At 66.0% G+C, this 12,277-nt stretch carries 19 protein-coding genes and 1 pseudogene; 14 read left to right on the forward strand and 6 right to left on the reverse strand.

Going from position 1 to position 12,277, the window contains the following annotated elements; translation table 11 throughout:
* Positions 1 to 72: 72 nt before the first annotated feature.
* Positions 73 to 255: pseudogene (locus AAFP35_RS24250) on the reverse strand (MBL fold metallo-hydrolase); the annotation flags it as partial.
* 18 nt (positions 256 to 273) lie between these two features.
* On the opposite strand from AAFP35_RS24250, the gene AAFP35_RS24255 reads away from it, so the two are divergent.
* From AAFP35_RS24255 to AAFP35_RS24295, 9 genes are all read left to right on the forward strand, one after another.
* Positions 274 to 1,719, forward strand: a complete 1,446-nt coding sequence (locus AAFP35_RS24255) for a recombinase family protein (RefSeq protein WP_419224236.1) — start codon at positions 274 to 276, stop codon at positions 1,717 to 1,719.
* A gap of 313 nt (positions 1,720 to 2,032) precedes the next feature.
* The gene (locus tag AAFP35_RS24260) at positions 2,033 to 2,257 is read left to right on the forward strand and encodes a hypothetical protein (RefSeq protein ID WP_419224237.1); all 225 of its coding nucleotides are present in this window, start codon (positions 2,033 to 2,035) and stop codon (positions 2,255 to 2,257) included.
* A gap of 6 nt (positions 2,258 to 2,263) precedes the next feature.
* Positions 2,264 to 2,545, forward strand: a complete 282-nt coding sequence (locus AAFP35_RS24265) for a hypothetical protein (protein WP_419224238.1) — start codon at positions 2,264 to 2,266, stop codon at positions 2,543 to 2,545.
* A 131-nt stretch (positions 2,546 to 2,676) separates the two neighbouring features.
* On the forward strand, positions 2,677 to 3,459 hold the full coding sequence (locus tag AAFP35_RS24270) for a hypothetical protein (RefSeq protein WP_419224239.1): 783 nt from the start codon (positions 2,677 to 2,679) through the stop codon (positions 3,457 to 3,459).
* Positions 3,452 to 3,934, forward strand: coding sequence for a hypothetical protein (locus AAFP35_RS24275; RefSeq protein ID WP_419224240.1), 483 nt, complete (start codon positions 3,452 to 3,454; stop codon positions 3,932 to 3,934). Before AAFP35_RS24270 ends, AAFP35_RS24275 begins: the two co-directional genes overlap by 8 nt.
* Positions 3,931 to 5,052, forward strand: coding sequence for a hypothetical protein (locus AAFP35_RS24280; protein ID WP_419224241.1), 1,122 nt, complete (start codon positions 3,931 to 3,933; stop codon positions 5,050 to 5,052). Before AAFP35_RS24275 ends, AAFP35_RS24280 begins: the two co-directional genes overlap by 4 nt.
* 180 nt (positions 5,053 to 5,232) lie before the next feature.
* Positions 5,233 to 5,604 carry a hypothetical protein gene (locus tag AAFP35_RS24285; protein ID WP_419224242.1) on the forward strand — a complete coding sequence of 124 codons (372 nt, stop codon included), beginning with the start codon at positions 5,233 to 5,235 and terminating at the stop codon, positions 5,602 to 5,604.
* Complete coding sequence (locus AAFP35_RS24290) at positions 5,601 to 5,786, forward strand: hypothetical protein (protein ID WP_419224243.1); 186 nt, start codon at positions 5,601 to 5,603, stop codon at positions 5,784 to 5,786. The genes AAFP35_RS24285 and AAFP35_RS24290 overlap by 4 nt, the downstream gene beginning before the upstream one ends.
* Positions 5,783 to 6,346, forward strand: coding sequence for a hypothetical protein (locus AAFP35_RS24295; RefSeq protein WP_419224244.1), 564 nt, complete (start codon positions 5,783 to 5,785; stop codon positions 6,344 to 6,346). Before AAFP35_RS24290 ends, AAFP35_RS24295 begins: the two co-directional genes overlap by 4 nt.
* A 212-nt stretch (positions 6,347 to 6,558) precedes the next feature.
* Here the strand turns inward: AAFP35_RS24295 and AAFP35_RS24300 are convergent, their stop codons facing one another.
* The gene (locus tag AAFP35_RS24300) at positions 6,559 to 6,723 is read right to left on the reverse strand and encodes a hypothetical protein (protein WP_419224245.1); all 165 of its coding nucleotides are present in this window, start codon (positions 6,721 to 6,723) and stop codon (positions 6,559 to 6,561) included.
* Here AAFP35_RS24300 and AAFP35_RS24305 point away from each other — a divergent pair.
* The 5 genes from AAFP35_RS24305 (at position 6,723) to AAFP35_RS24325 (ending at position 9,716) form a co-directional block, all read left to right on the forward strand.
* Positions 6,723 to 7,100: a DUF2190 domain-containing protein gene (locus AAFP35_RS24305; RefSeq protein WP_419224246.1), complete on the forward strand. Its 378-nt coding sequence runs from the start codon at positions 6,723 to 6,725 to the stop codon at positions 7,098 to 7,100. The genes AAFP35_RS24300 and AAFP35_RS24305 overlap by 1 nt on opposite strands.
* A gap of 19 nt (positions 7,101 to 7,119) precedes the next feature.
* On the forward strand, positions 7,120 to 8,091 hold the full coding sequence (locus tag AAFP35_RS24310; RefSeq protein WP_419224247.1) for a major capsid protein: 972 nt from the start codon (positions 7,120 to 7,122) through the stop codon (positions 8,089 to 8,091).
* Positions 8,092 to 8,149: 58 nt separating this feature from the next.
* Positions 8,150 to 8,365 (forward strand): hypothetical protein, encoded by a 216-nt coding sequence (locus AAFP35_RS24315; protein ID WP_419224248.1) that lies wholly within the window; start codon positions 8,150 to 8,152, stop codon positions 8,363 to 8,365.
* 254 nt (positions 8,366 to 8,619) lie between these two features.
* A complete protein-coding gene (locus AAFP35_RS24320) occupies positions 8,620 to 9,159 on the forward strand; it encodes a hypothetical protein (RefSeq protein ID WP_419224249.1) in 540 nt (179 codons plus the stop codon).
* Positions 9,160 to 9,266: 107 nt separating this feature from the next.
* A complete protein-coding gene (locus AAFP35_RS24325; RefSeq protein WP_419224250.1) occupies positions 9,267 to 9,716 on the forward strand; it encodes a hypothetical protein in 450 nt (149 codons plus the stop codon).
* Positions 9,717 to 10,018: 302 nt separating this feature from the next.
* On the opposite strand, the gene AAFP35_RS24330 is transcribed toward AAFP35_RS24325, so the two are convergent.
* The 4 genes from AAFP35_RS24330 to AAFP35_RS24345 all read right to left on the reverse strand — a co-directional run bounded on the left by AAFP35_RS24330 (position 10,019) and on the right by AAFP35_RS24345 (position 12,120).
* Positions 10,019 to 10,372 (reverse strand): hypothetical protein, encoded by a 354-nt coding sequence (locus AAFP35_RS24330; RefSeq protein WP_419224251.1) that lies wholly within the window; start codon positions 10,370 to 10,372, stop codon positions 10,019 to 10,021.
* Positions 10,373 to 10,571: 199 nt separating this feature from the next.
* A complete protein-coding gene (locus AAFP35_RS24335) occupies positions 10,572 to 10,964 on the reverse strand; it encodes a DUF6907 domain-containing protein (RefSeq protein WP_419224252.1) in 393 nt (130 codons plus the stop codon).
* Positions 10,961 to 11,362, reverse strand: coding sequence for a DUF6907 domain-containing protein (locus tag AAFP35_RS24340; RefSeq protein WP_419224253.1), 402 nt, complete (start codon positions 11,360 to 11,362; stop codon positions 10,961 to 10,963). Before AAFP35_RS24340 ends, AAFP35_RS24335 begins: the two co-directional genes overlap by 4 nt.
* Positions 11,363 to 11,433: 71 nt before the next feature.
* Complete coding sequence (locus AAFP35_RS24345; RefSeq protein ID WP_419224254.1) at positions 11,434 to 12,120, reverse strand: MBL fold metallo-hydrolase; 687 nt, start codon at positions 12,118 to 12,120, stop codon at positions 11,434 to 11,436.
* Positions 12,121 to 12,277: the final 157 nt, after the last annotated feature.

The following is a 12,277-nucleotide window of genomic DNA, read 5'->3' on the forward strand; positions in this document are numbered from 1 at the left end:
ATCGTCCCCCCGGTGCGTTAACCAGGGGATATCCCCTCGGCGCGACCGCCGGGGGACCATTTCGACAAGAGTTCACCAGCCGCGTGTGCGCCACTCCGGGAGCGCGGGACGCTCGGTGCCCAGCGTGGTGTCCTTGCCGTGGCCCGGGTAGACGACCGTCGAGTCGTCGTAGCGGTCGAAGACCTTGCTGGTCACGTCGGCGTAGAGCTTCTCGAAGTCACCCGGCTGCCACGTCTTGCCGACTCCGCCGGGGAACCCGGTAGGATCGTAACGGTGAATACTCGGAACGGGGAGCGAGTGGCGCTCTACGCGCGCATCAGTCAGGACTCCAGCGGCAGAGCCGTCGGCGTGAACACGCAACTCGAGTCCGCTCGGAAACTCGCCGACCAACGCGGCTACCAGATCGTCGCCGAGCACTCCGACAACGACATCAGCGCTTTCCGTGGTGCCCAGCGGCCGGGCTACGAGAAGGTCCTGACGCTCGCGCGGCGACGCGAGATCGACCGCGTCGTCGTCTACCAAGTCACCAGGATGACGAGGAACCGGCGAGAGCGCGCCGAGTTCATCGACGACTTCCATCGCAACCGCGTGAACGTGACCGAGACGCAGGGCGGCGACTACGACTTGTCCACGGCCGCGGGCCGATCGTGGGCCGACATCCAGGGCTCACTGGCGACGTGGGAGAGCGAGATCAAATCTGAGCGGGTCTCGGCAGCTGCTGACCGTCGGGCGCGAGATGGCCGGCCGTCGGGGACTCTCGGATACGGATGGACCAAGCGGGGGACCGGCGCGACCGCCAAGTGGGTGGAGAACCCCGAACAGGCCGTCGTCGTCCGCGAAGTCGTCGACCGACTACTCGCGGGAGAGACACTCCGTGGCGTCACCGACAGTCTGAACCGACGCGGTGAACCCGCGCCGAACTCTGCGGCCTGGGGCAAAACGGCGCTGAAGAAACTCGTGTTGCGAGAGTCGAACATCGCGGTCCGAGTGCATCACCGCGGCCGCGAGGACGAAGAGCGGTTCGCCGGATGCTGGCCTGCGATCGTCGACCGCGCCAAGTACGAGAAGCTCGTAGCGAAGCTGACCGATCCGTCTCGTCGTTCCAACGGTGCCCGCCGACCGGGCGCTCGCCGACACTTGCTCTCGTGGGGGATCGGGGAGTGCGGTGTATGCGGATCGATGCTCCGTGCGGTGACCAAACGGGGCCGGTATGGGCGGCCGCTGGATCTGTACGTGTGCGACGGCAAAGGGTGTGTGGGTCGATCGGAGTCCGCAGTGGACGAACTCGCGCGCCAGTTCGTGATCGCTCTGCTGTCCAAGTCGGAGCTCAATTGGCTATTCGGCGACGACGTCGAGACGCGGGAGTGGGCGGATCGTGTGGATCGGCTGCGACGGCAACTCGACGAGGCTGCCGACTTGTTCGCGCAGGGCGCGATCGACGCCGGACAGCTCCGGCGGATCACCGAGCGATTGCGGCCGGGACTCGATGAAGCTGAGCAGCGTCGACGCGAATCAGTGGCAGCGATCGATCTCGATGTTCTGCGGCCGCTGATGGGCGAGACGGCAACGGCTAGCTGGGATGGGATGTCGATTGCGCAACGGCGCGCGGTAATCGAGATGTTACGCATGCGGGTCGTGATCGATCGTGCGAGGAAAGGGCCTGGCTTTGACCCGGACAGCGTGCGGATCGAGTCGGCCTTGCGCGACACGCCCGGCTGAGCGACACGCCGATGGTGCGTCACCAATTCTCATGTTGGTTTCGGCAAACAATCGAATCCCGTTGGGATGGCTGAAAATCTCTCCGGTTGCCCTGTACTGACCGTCAGTGATCAGAGCTTCCGCATTGCGGACATGGCTTCGGCAAACCTGGCGCTAGTGGTGTGTCATCGGCCCTGTAGACGGAACGTGAAATCCTCTGTACCCCTGTGGATGTGCGTGAACGCAAAAGTTCATCGCAGATGACGCGGCGACCGGGCTCACGCCAATGAACTCCCGGTCGCCGCTGAACGAAAACTCACGGAGGGAGTTTCCGATGGCCAGGGTAGCCCCACCACGCAACGTGCCGCCCCGCTCGTCGAGCGGCGGCTACAAGGAGACGGCAGCCGACATCGCGCAGCATTTCAACGTCTCGGTGACAACCGTGCGCCGATGGGAGGCTGCAGGCCTCATCGCAGGCAGGCGCGTCGGGCCGCGATTGATTCGATACAACTTGGCCGAGGTTGAGGACGCCTTGTTCGCGGCCGACGACGAGCGGTGAGTCTCGATGAGCGCCACGGACCTGCAGGCCCGGATCGACGCATGGGTGGATCGGCAGCTCGCCAACTTTCCACCGCTCACCGACGAGCAAATCACAGGCCTCGCTGAGTTGCTGCGCCCACATGTCCAGGCGGCAATCAGGAAGCGGCACACGCCAGCGTGCGATCTCGGCGGTGATGATCCCCCCGGAGACGCCGCCGCCCCGGCGGGAATACAACCGGGGCAGGCGAGTGAAGACCTGGCGGGGGGCTTCGACGATGAGCATATCGCAGGCGGTGATTGTCGATGAGGGCCTGGGAATCCGACGCCCGCACAGTCAACACCAAGGCCTGGACAGATCGTCGAGACCTCGCCCAGGTCATCGCGCGATGTGTTGAACCCGGCGCAGGACAATTCGAGCGCGGATCTCGTCGGTCAACAGTGACCGACGAGAAAGTGTCCGCCACCAAGTTCGCCGACGCCGCCGACATGAGCCGCAACACCATCCTGCGGTACGTGGCGGCGTGGGACCGGATGGCCGACGCCGGACTGGTCCCCGCACGCACCGACCTGCGGCCCGGCGCCGATATACCCCTCGACCACCTCGACTCCGACCTGTTCAAGAAGCATTACCGAGACCCCACACCATCAGTGCAGCAAGGGATTTCGGTACATCCGGTGATCGCAGCCGGACCGGTCGATGACGTGGTGCTGCCCTGGCTCGAACTCACGATGGCGACCTTCGGACAGCTCGAACCCATCCTGGTGTGGCGCGACCAGATCATCGACGGGTACCTGCGGCTCCTCGCTGCGTTCGGCTGCGCGCTACGGCACAGTCCAACCTTCGACCTCCTCGCCCGGGAGATGCCCGCACAGTTCACCGAACGCCAAGCCCTGACCTTCGCGCGTGCCTCACGGTTGCACCGCAGATGGGACGACGACGCGTACGAGCGGAGTGTGCTCGATCCGCTCGCCGTGGCGGTCGTCTGCCACGACCGGGGAGTCCGCCTCGGTGACGACGACGATGTGCGGACCTTCCGGCTGCTCACCGAGCTACGTCGACGGCAGCCGTCGACGTCGCTGATCGACGGCTACCTGCTCAGCAAAGGCGGTGAGTCGGTGCCGCCTGGCGGATTCGGCGACATGCGGAGTTGGGAGACGTTCGTCATCGGCATCGACAGGGAGACGCTCGACGAGCAGGCCGCGCAGGTCTCCAATGAGTAGCCAGAGCACCCTCACCATCCTGCTGTCGGCGGCGATGGCGGCCCCGCCCCGCCAGGTCGTCGAGGTCCTGTCAGCGTGCCGGCCCGACGACGTCGAGCTGCTCGACGCAGCGACCGCGACCGCGCTCCGGGTGGTCGCCGAGCTCGCCATCGTCGGCACACCCCCGACCGCCGACGTCGTCAACGCCGAGTTGCTGCGCCGCGGCGCCTACCACGGCCACCACGGTGACCTCGTCCGCACACGCATGATCGACGCCGCCGGCAACCCGCAACAACTCCCAGAACTGTTGCCCGAGTATGCCTCCGCAGTCCTTTCGGACCTGTTTCGGGCACGACTGCGGGCCGCAGGTGAAGCACTCGTCACCGGGGCAGCCGATGCCTGTGAGGACGATCTGTGGGCGCTGCTTCTCCGAGAAGGTGCCGCGGTGCGCTCGCTGCGAGACCGGCTCGCCGTCGTGCGAGGTGACCCACGATGACTCAGATCAACGGCGCAGACCCATACGTCGACGTGCCCGACGAGCCGCCCGACGAACAACTGGTCGAGCAATCCACCTGGCACCCCCTCGATCTCGGGCCCTACCTGCGTGGTGAAGTCACACCGATCGAGCCAACCCAGGGTGTCCTACGTTCCGACGACCTGCGCATGCTCTACCCCGGCCGTGAGCACGCCGTCCTCGGCGAAACTGAATCCGGCAAGACATGGTTCGCGTTGGCGTGCGTCGCGATCGAGCTGCAGCTGCAGCACACCGTGATCTACATCCACTTCGAAGAATCCGATCCGGCATCGACGATCGAACGGCTCCAACTGTTCGGTGTGCCACCGGAACTCATCGCATCGCGGTTGCTGTTCGTGGCACCGGACCGCGGTATCGACCCCGACTCACGTGCCGCGCTCCTCACGACCGGTCCGGCCCTGGTCATCGCCGATGGCGTCAACGAAGGAATGGCGATGCACGGCGCGGCGACCAAGGACGTCGAGGGTTGGTCGGAGTTCCGGCGGCGCGTGATCACGCCGTTCATCAAGATGGGCGCGACGGTGCTGCACTGCGACCACATGCCGATGGGCGCTGACGGCAGTCGCCGTGACGCCTACGGCACCGTGCACAAGGGTGCTGCCGTCGACGGTGCCCGGTTCATCCTCGAGAACAAAGAGCCATTCGGCCGTGACATGCGTGGCCGGTCGCTGGTGTTCGTTACGAAGGACCGGCCCGGGCATCTCCGCAAGCACGGCAAGCCGTCGAAGACACCCGGCCGCACCTGGATGGGCACGTTCGTCGTCGATGCGACCGACGACGGATTCTCCGTGGGCTTCTATGCGCCGAAGGCTGATGAGGCGATCCCCGCGACGGCCCGCGAGGACGTGCTCGGTGAACAGATCTATGAGGCGATCGCCGGCTTGCCGGGCGGTGTGGCGACGTCGAAGGCCGAAGCCTATGCGGCGTTCAAGGCTGCTGACGGCAAGGCACGCAAGCAAGACGTCCTCGACGCGATAGAGGTGCTCGCGATTCAGGGACGGCTCGAGAAAGTCCTCGGAGAAAGGAAGGGCTCGTGCGGTTTCAAAGCGGTCGAGATCGGTTCCCAGACCGGGAACTGATGACCTCGGTTTTCCGGTTCGGTTCCCGGTTCCCTCCCTATAGGGAACCGGAACCGGGAACCGGTTCCGGGAACCGATGGGAACTCATGGGAACTCATCCGAGCGGAGCCTCATCACATGACCAGTTGACGCGCCCCACGGCGCGGACAGAAACGAATCGAGGAGGAGGCAACCGTGTCGATGACGACAGGTCCAAATCACCCCGAGGACCAGTGGGACGCCTCAGACGTGGGCTGGATGGTCCGCACCACCGATCTCGGTGACGTCGGATTGCAGGATCACTACGCGGCCGAGACCATCCACGACGACGGCCGCCGCCGCCTCTGGGTGGCCGACTTCACCGACTTCGACAAGCCCGGCAGGCGGACCTCACTGGGTGCCCCACAGCCGCCGGCGCACGAACGCCTTGGACCGTTGCCCGACGACGTGCACCACCGCGTTCTCGCCGCCGCGTTCCGGTGCGGTGCGCCGTGCGCCGACGGTCACCCGTGTCGCATCGCCGTGTCCGCGCCCGCCCATCGGTGTGGCTGGCATCGGCGGCAGCGCCCGTGAGCGCGCGGGTGCACGGATGGACCTGCACGCCGACCGTGCGTCTGACCGACAGCCCCGACCGGCCGATCGTCGTGCAGCTCGAGCGGTTACGCATCTCACTGCCCGTCAACGAGGCCCGCACCCTCGCCGACGCGCTCCACGACGCCATCGACACCACCACGACGGAAGGACCTACCGCATGACCGCCACTGACCGCCCCGCCGAACGGCCGCTCGACGTCGTCCATCGTGAACTCCGTATCCAGCGCGCCGTCATCGGTCTCGTCGTGCACGGCACACGCGACGACGCCGACGGATGGGCCGCTGACCGGGTGGCACTCGACTCCGACCAGGCCACTGTCGACGAGATGCTGCCAACACTTCGGCAGTCGCTGGGCAAGCTGACCCGCTCAATCGCCGACCCGACGACGCTGCGGACTCAGCTCGCCGGCCGACTGACCCCATTGGCCCGGGCCGTCACCGAGCTCGTCCTGTACGGCTATGAAGGCACCCCCGACGACAAGATCATCGTCGGCGACCAGGACCCGCGCCTCAACGAGATCGACAACCCGCCCGACGTGGCACTGTCCGGCTGGGACGTCGGGCGCGAACGCCTGGAGGTGCTCGCGCCCGACCGGGACCTGTTCGTCGCGATGCTCGGCTCGATAATCGGTGAGTTGCCCCACGCCGACGACGTCGCTGCACCGGAGCCGTTGCTCGACGAGTTGGCCGCCCTCGCGTCGATACCCCGGCGGCCGCAATGACCGTCTCCGCGGCTCGTGGAGTGCTTCTTGACAGCGAGTCCGCGCTGTTCCTGGCGGCATCGCTGCGGCTGCTCGACAAGCTCGCGGAGCGGGCCGGACTCGGTGTGCGCACCCGCGTGCTGGAGCTCGAACATGACCTTCGGACTTCCGCGCACCGTTCCGACGCCGGAACAACGGAAACCATGACGGGTTCTGTTGTGCCACAGTGGCACTCAACCGAGGGTTACCTCGGCACCGCAGACGCCGCCGACCTGCTCGGCTGCACCGCCCGCCACGTGCGTGGACTCTGCGCCCACGGTCACCTGACCGGCGCGCACCGGGTGGCCGGCCGATGGCAGATCCCAACCGATGCGGTCCGACAACGGACGGAGCAGCAATGCCCAACCTCAGCGTCGACGTGTACGGCCCCGGCCACGACGTCACCGCCTTCACCACCGCCGACATCCAACAGTCACACTTCGCGCAAATCGACGGCGACCTCACCGGCGAAGGTGTCCTGACCGTCGCACCCGCCGACCCCGGCGGCCGCATCGCAGGCGTCGCCAAGTACGACGGCGACGCTGGCACGTTGATCGGCTTGGCGCGCGGCAACTCTCGCATCGTGCGCGTCGTCGCCGGAGCATCGGTCACCGCAGGCGACGACGTCGAAGTCGGCCCCGACGGCACTGCTGTTCCGCACACCGACGGCGTGGTCGTCGGCTACTCGGTCAACACCGCCACCACCGGCGAGCACGCATTCGTCAGCTTGGCCTGAAAGAACGGAGCCCACAATCATGAGTACGCGCGACCGCATATTCGCCGGCGGAAAACCCGCCATCAAATCCTCAATGCCCTGGCGCGGCCCGCAGAACGGGGTACTCCTACCCCGCTTCGACCTGCCCGGCCAGGAGCTAACGGTCAGTGGGCTGCTGGCACAACCCAGCGTCATCCGCTCCAAGATCGCCGAGACCGCCGAAGGTTCCGAACTACTGTCCGCCTTCTTCACCGGCCTCGCCCAGCCCGTCCAAGGCGGCGGCATCCTGCACACCCGGCTCCGCACCGAAGACCGGTACACCGAGGACGACGTCGTTGCCCGCGCACCCGGCGACGAATACCAACGCGTGCGGGCCGTCGACCCTGAGTTCCGCCTCGCCCTGGTCGAAGACTACGGCGGCTGGGTCGATGTCACCGACGAAGAGGTCGACCGCTCCGACATGTCCACCTTCACGAACAAGATGTCTCAGCTTCGAAACACGTTGGTGCGCAAGTTGAACTTGCACGCCCTCGACGCCGTCGACGCCGCCGATCTCAACACCTTCCCTGCCGTCCAACCCTGGCCTGACCTGGTAACCGTCGGCCCACCAGAATCGTTGACCCCCAACGCATCCCGGCCGCTAGCCGACCTCATCACCGTCCGCACCCAGTTCTTCACCGACCGCCTGGGCTTCACCCCCGATACCCTGCTGTGCGGCCCCACCGACGCCGAAGCCCTCGCCATCGGGTACGGCGAAGAAATGACGAAAGTCCTTGACTCCGTGGGCCTGACCCTCGAAGTCAATCCGTACATTCAGGCGGGCCGCGTCTACGTCCTGGCCCGCGGCAAAGTCGGCGTCGTCGGCTACGAACGCGAGCTGACCGTCGACGTCATCGACGAACGCGCCAAGAGGTCCACCCGCGTACAGGCGTACGCAGTCCCGGCATTCGCCGTCGACAAGCCGCAGGCATGCAAGGTCATCACCGGCACCACCGCCCCCGAAAACCCTTGATCCCGGTGCCGGGGCCTGAGACCTTCCCCGGCCCGGAGCTCTTCCCAGGAGGTGGGACATGAACACCCTTGAAGAACAGTGGGCCGAGCACACCGACCCGCTCGACCTACACGCCGACCACGAACGCATCGTCGACCAGGCCATCACCGCCGGCACCGTGTCGGCCCGCTACCGCCGGCGTTGGGTCGCCGCGTTCGACCGCGACCCACACGGCGCCGCCGCACTCCTCGACAACGTAACCCCAGTGATCCAACTCGACAGCTGGACTCTCTGACCCGAGACGTGCCGGACACCCAGTCGCATTGGGCGTGGAGGCTTCGCTCCTTTCTCGACCACCCCCAAGACCTGTGTCCGGCCGGGAGACCCGCGGCTGTTCGGCGGCGTAAACACGGGCACGCCGCCGAGGGACTCCCCACGTGATGGCTCCCGACCAGGCTGTTGTCAGATGCTCCCCGGTCGGGAGCCACCACACCCCAGCGAACCACCCTGTGACACAGCCACATTCCAGCACAGAGGAACCAGCAGCCGATGACCACACGACGACACACCACCACCAGCCGTGGCCTCGGCTGGACCCATCAGCAAGCCGTGCAACGACTCAAGACCCGACACATCGACGGATCGCCCTGCTGGTGGTGCGGTCAACCCATGTACCGCGACCGCCGCCGCAACTGGGACCACGCCTCACTCGAGGGCGACCACAGCACCGCCCGCAGCCGCGGCGGCACCATCGCCGACCGACTGCTCCACATGACCTGCAACCGTGAACGCGGCGACGGCAGCCGCGACCACCTCCGGCCAGCACTCGGCACGCGCCGCGACGACGCCGACCTGGACCTGCACGACTCGACGGGCTTCTACGACGACGAACCCCAGCAGCCCGAGACCGACGACGACGTGGACGACACCGACGTCGGCGCACTGGCCATGAGCTGCTGGTCGGTTCCCACCCCGGCCAGCGACGCAGCACAGCCACCGCACGAGCCAGCACCGCACGAGCCAGCACCGCCGCCCCGCCCAGCTACCCGGCCCGTGTGGCGCAGAGGGGCGCAGAGGGGCGCACGATAATCCTGGCGGGGGTGGCCTATTCCTGACTCGCCGGTGAGTCAGATTTTTTTGTGCGGAACCTGCGATTTTCGGTGCAGAATCGGCCTGTGACGTGCGATTCTGTCGCGATGAGCGACGATTTCGACATCACAGTGCCCGACGGTTCCACGATTCCTGCGGTAACCGACGACCCGTCCTTCCAACTCGACGAGCTGAACACGATCGCGAACCCGCTGGGGCACTCAGTCACCCATGACGGCAAGTTCTTCCGTGTCCGACCAACTGGTGCTGTCGAATCCCACAATTGCCTATGCGTGTCGGCCACCGCCGAGGAAGTCGTTCAGTATCTGCGTCAGCGCGCCTCAAATCAGGTGTGGAACCTCGACATGCAGGACCCAGAGACCAACGTCCAGCCGGTCCACGAAGGGATCAACGCCGCTGTCCGGATCACGAATACTGCGACCGGTCAGGCGAAAATCGTGGACGGTGGCGTCTGTGGTGAGTCTCGCCGAGGAATCGTCTCATCGTTCTACGTGCGGACCGACGCCCCTCCCGCGATCGGCCGCTGGTATCGGTGACCTGTCCGCGCCTCGCTTCTCTCCGGCAACTTTCCAGATGAGACAGTGTCGGCGAGCTCAAGAGGTGCGTCGTTGCATACCGCTTCAGACCATCACTGGGTGGTGATTATATGTCGCCCGATGAAACATCGGGCGACATGGTATCCGACTGCCGGACAACAGGTTACCGCACTCAGCTCAGTTCCCTCCGCCTGGCGGAGGTAATCGGGGCGACCCGGCGTCGCGGCCGGTATGGGGTACGTCTGGCGGACCCCATCGTCCAAACGCTCCGCGAAGAAGGGCTGTGAGTCTGACTCACACCCTCAGATCGAACGCGGCCGATTCGATCGATGCCGTGTCACGGTGACGTGCTCGGGTAGAGGCTGGTCGAGGTTCTGTTCGGCCGCTTCCGCTTCCTGCGCGATCAACGCGGCCACGTCATCGCTCGGGGGTAGTTCGCGAATGAACTTCCGTAGGGGCGTCGGCATGTGCCATTCGACGCCTGTCTGGTTCGACAGCCATTCGGTGCCGACAGGCATTTCGGGACAGTGGGTGTCGATGAGCAGTGCGGCAATGCCCTCCGGTAGCTGGCGACTGTCGGCGGCGGCCCGCAGGGCAGCTTTTTGTGCGTCGGTGCGATCGTTCCACCAGGTAGTCAAGTCCGCTGTGTGCGTCATGGGGCCTTCCGTTCAAACAATGTCGGTGGGCGCGTCTACAGTACTTCGAGGGTGGTGGACCAAATCGTCCACTGACCTCCTCTCGGTCCGGTGCGGGGGTCGGGCTGCGGTCGGGCAAGCGGCAGCAGCCATTTGTAGGTGACCCCCGCACTGGGCGCAGGAGCCGCTGAATACCCTCCGCGTGACGGAGCGTATTCGTTCAGTGCGCGCCGTCGTCGGTCCAGACTCGTAACGGCCGGCCGGAGTCCGCGCCGTCCGGGTCGGCGATGTCCGCCCCCTCGATCAGCTTTGCAGCGTAGCGGCGCGCTTCGTCGGGGGTCATCGTGTACTCGATGTCGTCCATACCTCCGCTGGCAAGGTTGCGTTGCAGGTGTACATGCAGTGAGGCGAGTTCGTGGTGGCGCTGGATTACGTTGACGCCGATGTGCGAGTGCCATGTGTGCAGCAGGCCGCCCGACTGTTCGCGCTCGACGGGTTCGAGGGATAGCACCATGTACGGGCCGGGCTTCTGCCAGTGGTCGACGTCGAGGGTGTGGTCCTCGGTGCACCAGTCGGGGCAGTCGGTGGTCAGTGCGCGGGCTTGTGTCGTCATGGTTTCCCCTCGTCGAGGCGGTCGGCGGTGGCCGTCGCCATGTCGGCGAGCTGCCGTAGTTCAGTGCTGGTGAGCATCAGTTCGTCGTCGTCGATCGTGGTGGTGTCGGTGCGTCCGTACACCTCCAGGTGCAGAACTGCATGGGTGCCGCGGTGGTCGCGGCGCAGGTAGGCGCCGATCTTGGAGGGCATGGTGACGGTCGCGCCACCGTATTCCATGCCGCGCGCGGTGGGTTCGAGGGTGAGTTCGACGTCGTCGACGTGGTGGTGGCAGGCGTCTCCGTCGAGGTGTCCGTTGTCGTAGTCGCACCAGGGTGCGCAGCGGGCCATCTGTCCGCGTTCGTTCTGAACTTGAGCTTGGCTCAATGTCACCGCTGCTGCGGTCGCTGTGGTCGTCATGCCCTCGATCGGAACACGTGTGTGACCAGACCGCGACAGTGTTCGCTGGGCGCGAAAGCGGTTGCGTTGGATCACCAACCGCGGGCGCGCCATTCGGCCAGCGATGGCCTCTCGGCGCCGAGGTCGGTGTCTTTGCCATGGCCTGGATAGACGATGGTTGAGTCGTCGTAGCGGTCGAACACTTTCGTTTCGAGGCCGCTCATCAGCGATTCGAACTCGTCCGGATGTATTGTCCGCCCAGGACCGCCGGGGAACAGGCAGTCGCCGGTGAACAGGTGCACCGTGCCGTCGGTGTCGGTGAGGGCAAGCGCGATCGAGCCGGGTGTGTGGCCCACGAGATGAATGGCGTCGAACGTGAGATCACCGACCTCGATCGTCTCCCCGTCGTCGATCAGCCGAGCGGGGGAGACCGGGAGTTCGTCGGCGTCGAGGCGGCCTGCTGCCGTGGGCACCCCGAGCTTGTCGGTCACCTCGGCCAGAGCCTGCCAGTGGTCGAAATGCTGGTGAGTGGTGAAGATCAGGCGTGGCGTGCCGGGCAGGGCGTCGACGACCTCGAGGATGCGCTCGGCATCGTTGGCGGCGTCGATGATCAGCTGGTCGCCGGTCTTGTTCGAGGTGATGACGTACACGTTGTTGTCCATCGGACCGACCGACAGCTTCACGATGGTGGCCGAGTCGATGGTGCGGCGCTGCGGGGCCGGTGCCTGTGACAGGTCGCCGGTGTAGGTGTCGTTGATGGTGACGTTCTCCGGGCTCATGGCGTCAGGCTATGCCAGCGGGCCCCGCCGGTCGACGGAGATCGGCACCCGGTCGGCGAGAGTATCGTGGAGGACTGGTCGGCAGGCCGTCGAACGTGCAGCGATCCCAGCATCTGGATGGAACAGATCGGGCACCCCGTTCTTGTCGGAGTCCCTC

Origin of the sequence: Gordonia sp. CPCC 206044 (genome assembly GCF_048537895.1) — a bacterium.
Lineage (GTDB): Bacteria > Actinomycetota > Actinomycetes > Mycobacteriales > Mycobacteriaceae > Gordonia.

Coding starts and splice junctions, on each gene's coding strand:
- AAFP35_RS24295 (WP_419224244.1), top strand. CDS start 5,783: ATGACCGCCACTGACCGCCCCGCCGAACGGCCGCTCGACGTCGTCCAT.
- AAFP35_RS24305 (WP_419224246.1), top strand. CDS start 6,723: ATGCCCAACCTCAGCGTCGACGTGTACGGCCCCGGCCACGACGTCACC.
- AAFP35_RS24345 (WP_419224254.1), bottom strand. CDS start 12,120: ATGAGCCCGGAGAACGTCACCATCAACGACACCTACACCGGCGACCTG.
- AAFP35_RS24310 (WP_419224247.1), top strand. CDS start 7,120: ATGAGTACGCGCGACCGCATATTCGCCGGCGGAAAACCCGCCATCAAA.
- AAFP35_RS24340 (WP_419224253.1), bottom strand. CDS start 11,362: ATGACGACCACAGCGACCGCAGCAGCGGTGACATTGAGCCAAGCTCAA.
- AAFP35_RS24280 (WP_419224241.1), top strand. CDS start 3,931: ATGACTCAGATCAACGGCGCAGACCCATACGTCGACGTGCCCGACGAG.
- AAFP35_RS24260 (WP_419224237.1), top strand. CDS start 2,033: ATGGCCAGGGTAGCCCCACCACGCAACGTGCCGCCCCGCTCGTCGAGC.
- AAFP35_RS24330 (WP_419224251.1), bottom strand. CDS start 10,372: ATGACGCACACAGCGGACTTGACTACCTGGTGGAACGATCGCACCGAC.
- AAFP35_RS24320 (WP_419224249.1), top strand. CDS start 8,620: ATGACCACACGACGACACACCACCACCAGCCGTGGCCTCGGCTGGACC.
- AAFP35_RS24335 (WP_419224252.1), bottom strand. CDS start 10,964: ATGACGACACAAGCCCGCGCACTGACCACCGACTGCCCCGACTGGTGC.
- AAFP35_RS24325 (WP_419224250.1), top strand. CDS start 9,267: ATGAGCGACGATTTCGACATCACAGTGCCCGACGGTTCCACGATTCCT.
- AAFP35_RS24315 (WP_419224248.1), top strand. CDS start 8,150: ATGAACACCCTTGAAGAACAGTGGGCCGAGCACACCGACCCGCTCGAC.
- AAFP35_RS24265 (WP_419224238.1), top strand. CDS start 2,264: ATGAGCGCCACGGACCTGCAGGCCCGGATCGACGCATGGGTGGATCGG.
- AAFP35_RS24275 (WP_419224240.1), top strand. CDS start 3,452: ATGAGTAGCCAGAGCACCCTCACCATCCTGCTGTCGGCGGCGATGGCG.
- AAFP35_RS24285 (WP_419224242.1), top strand. CDS start 5,233: ATGACGACAGGTCCAAATCACCCCGAGGACCAGTGGGACGCCTCAGAC.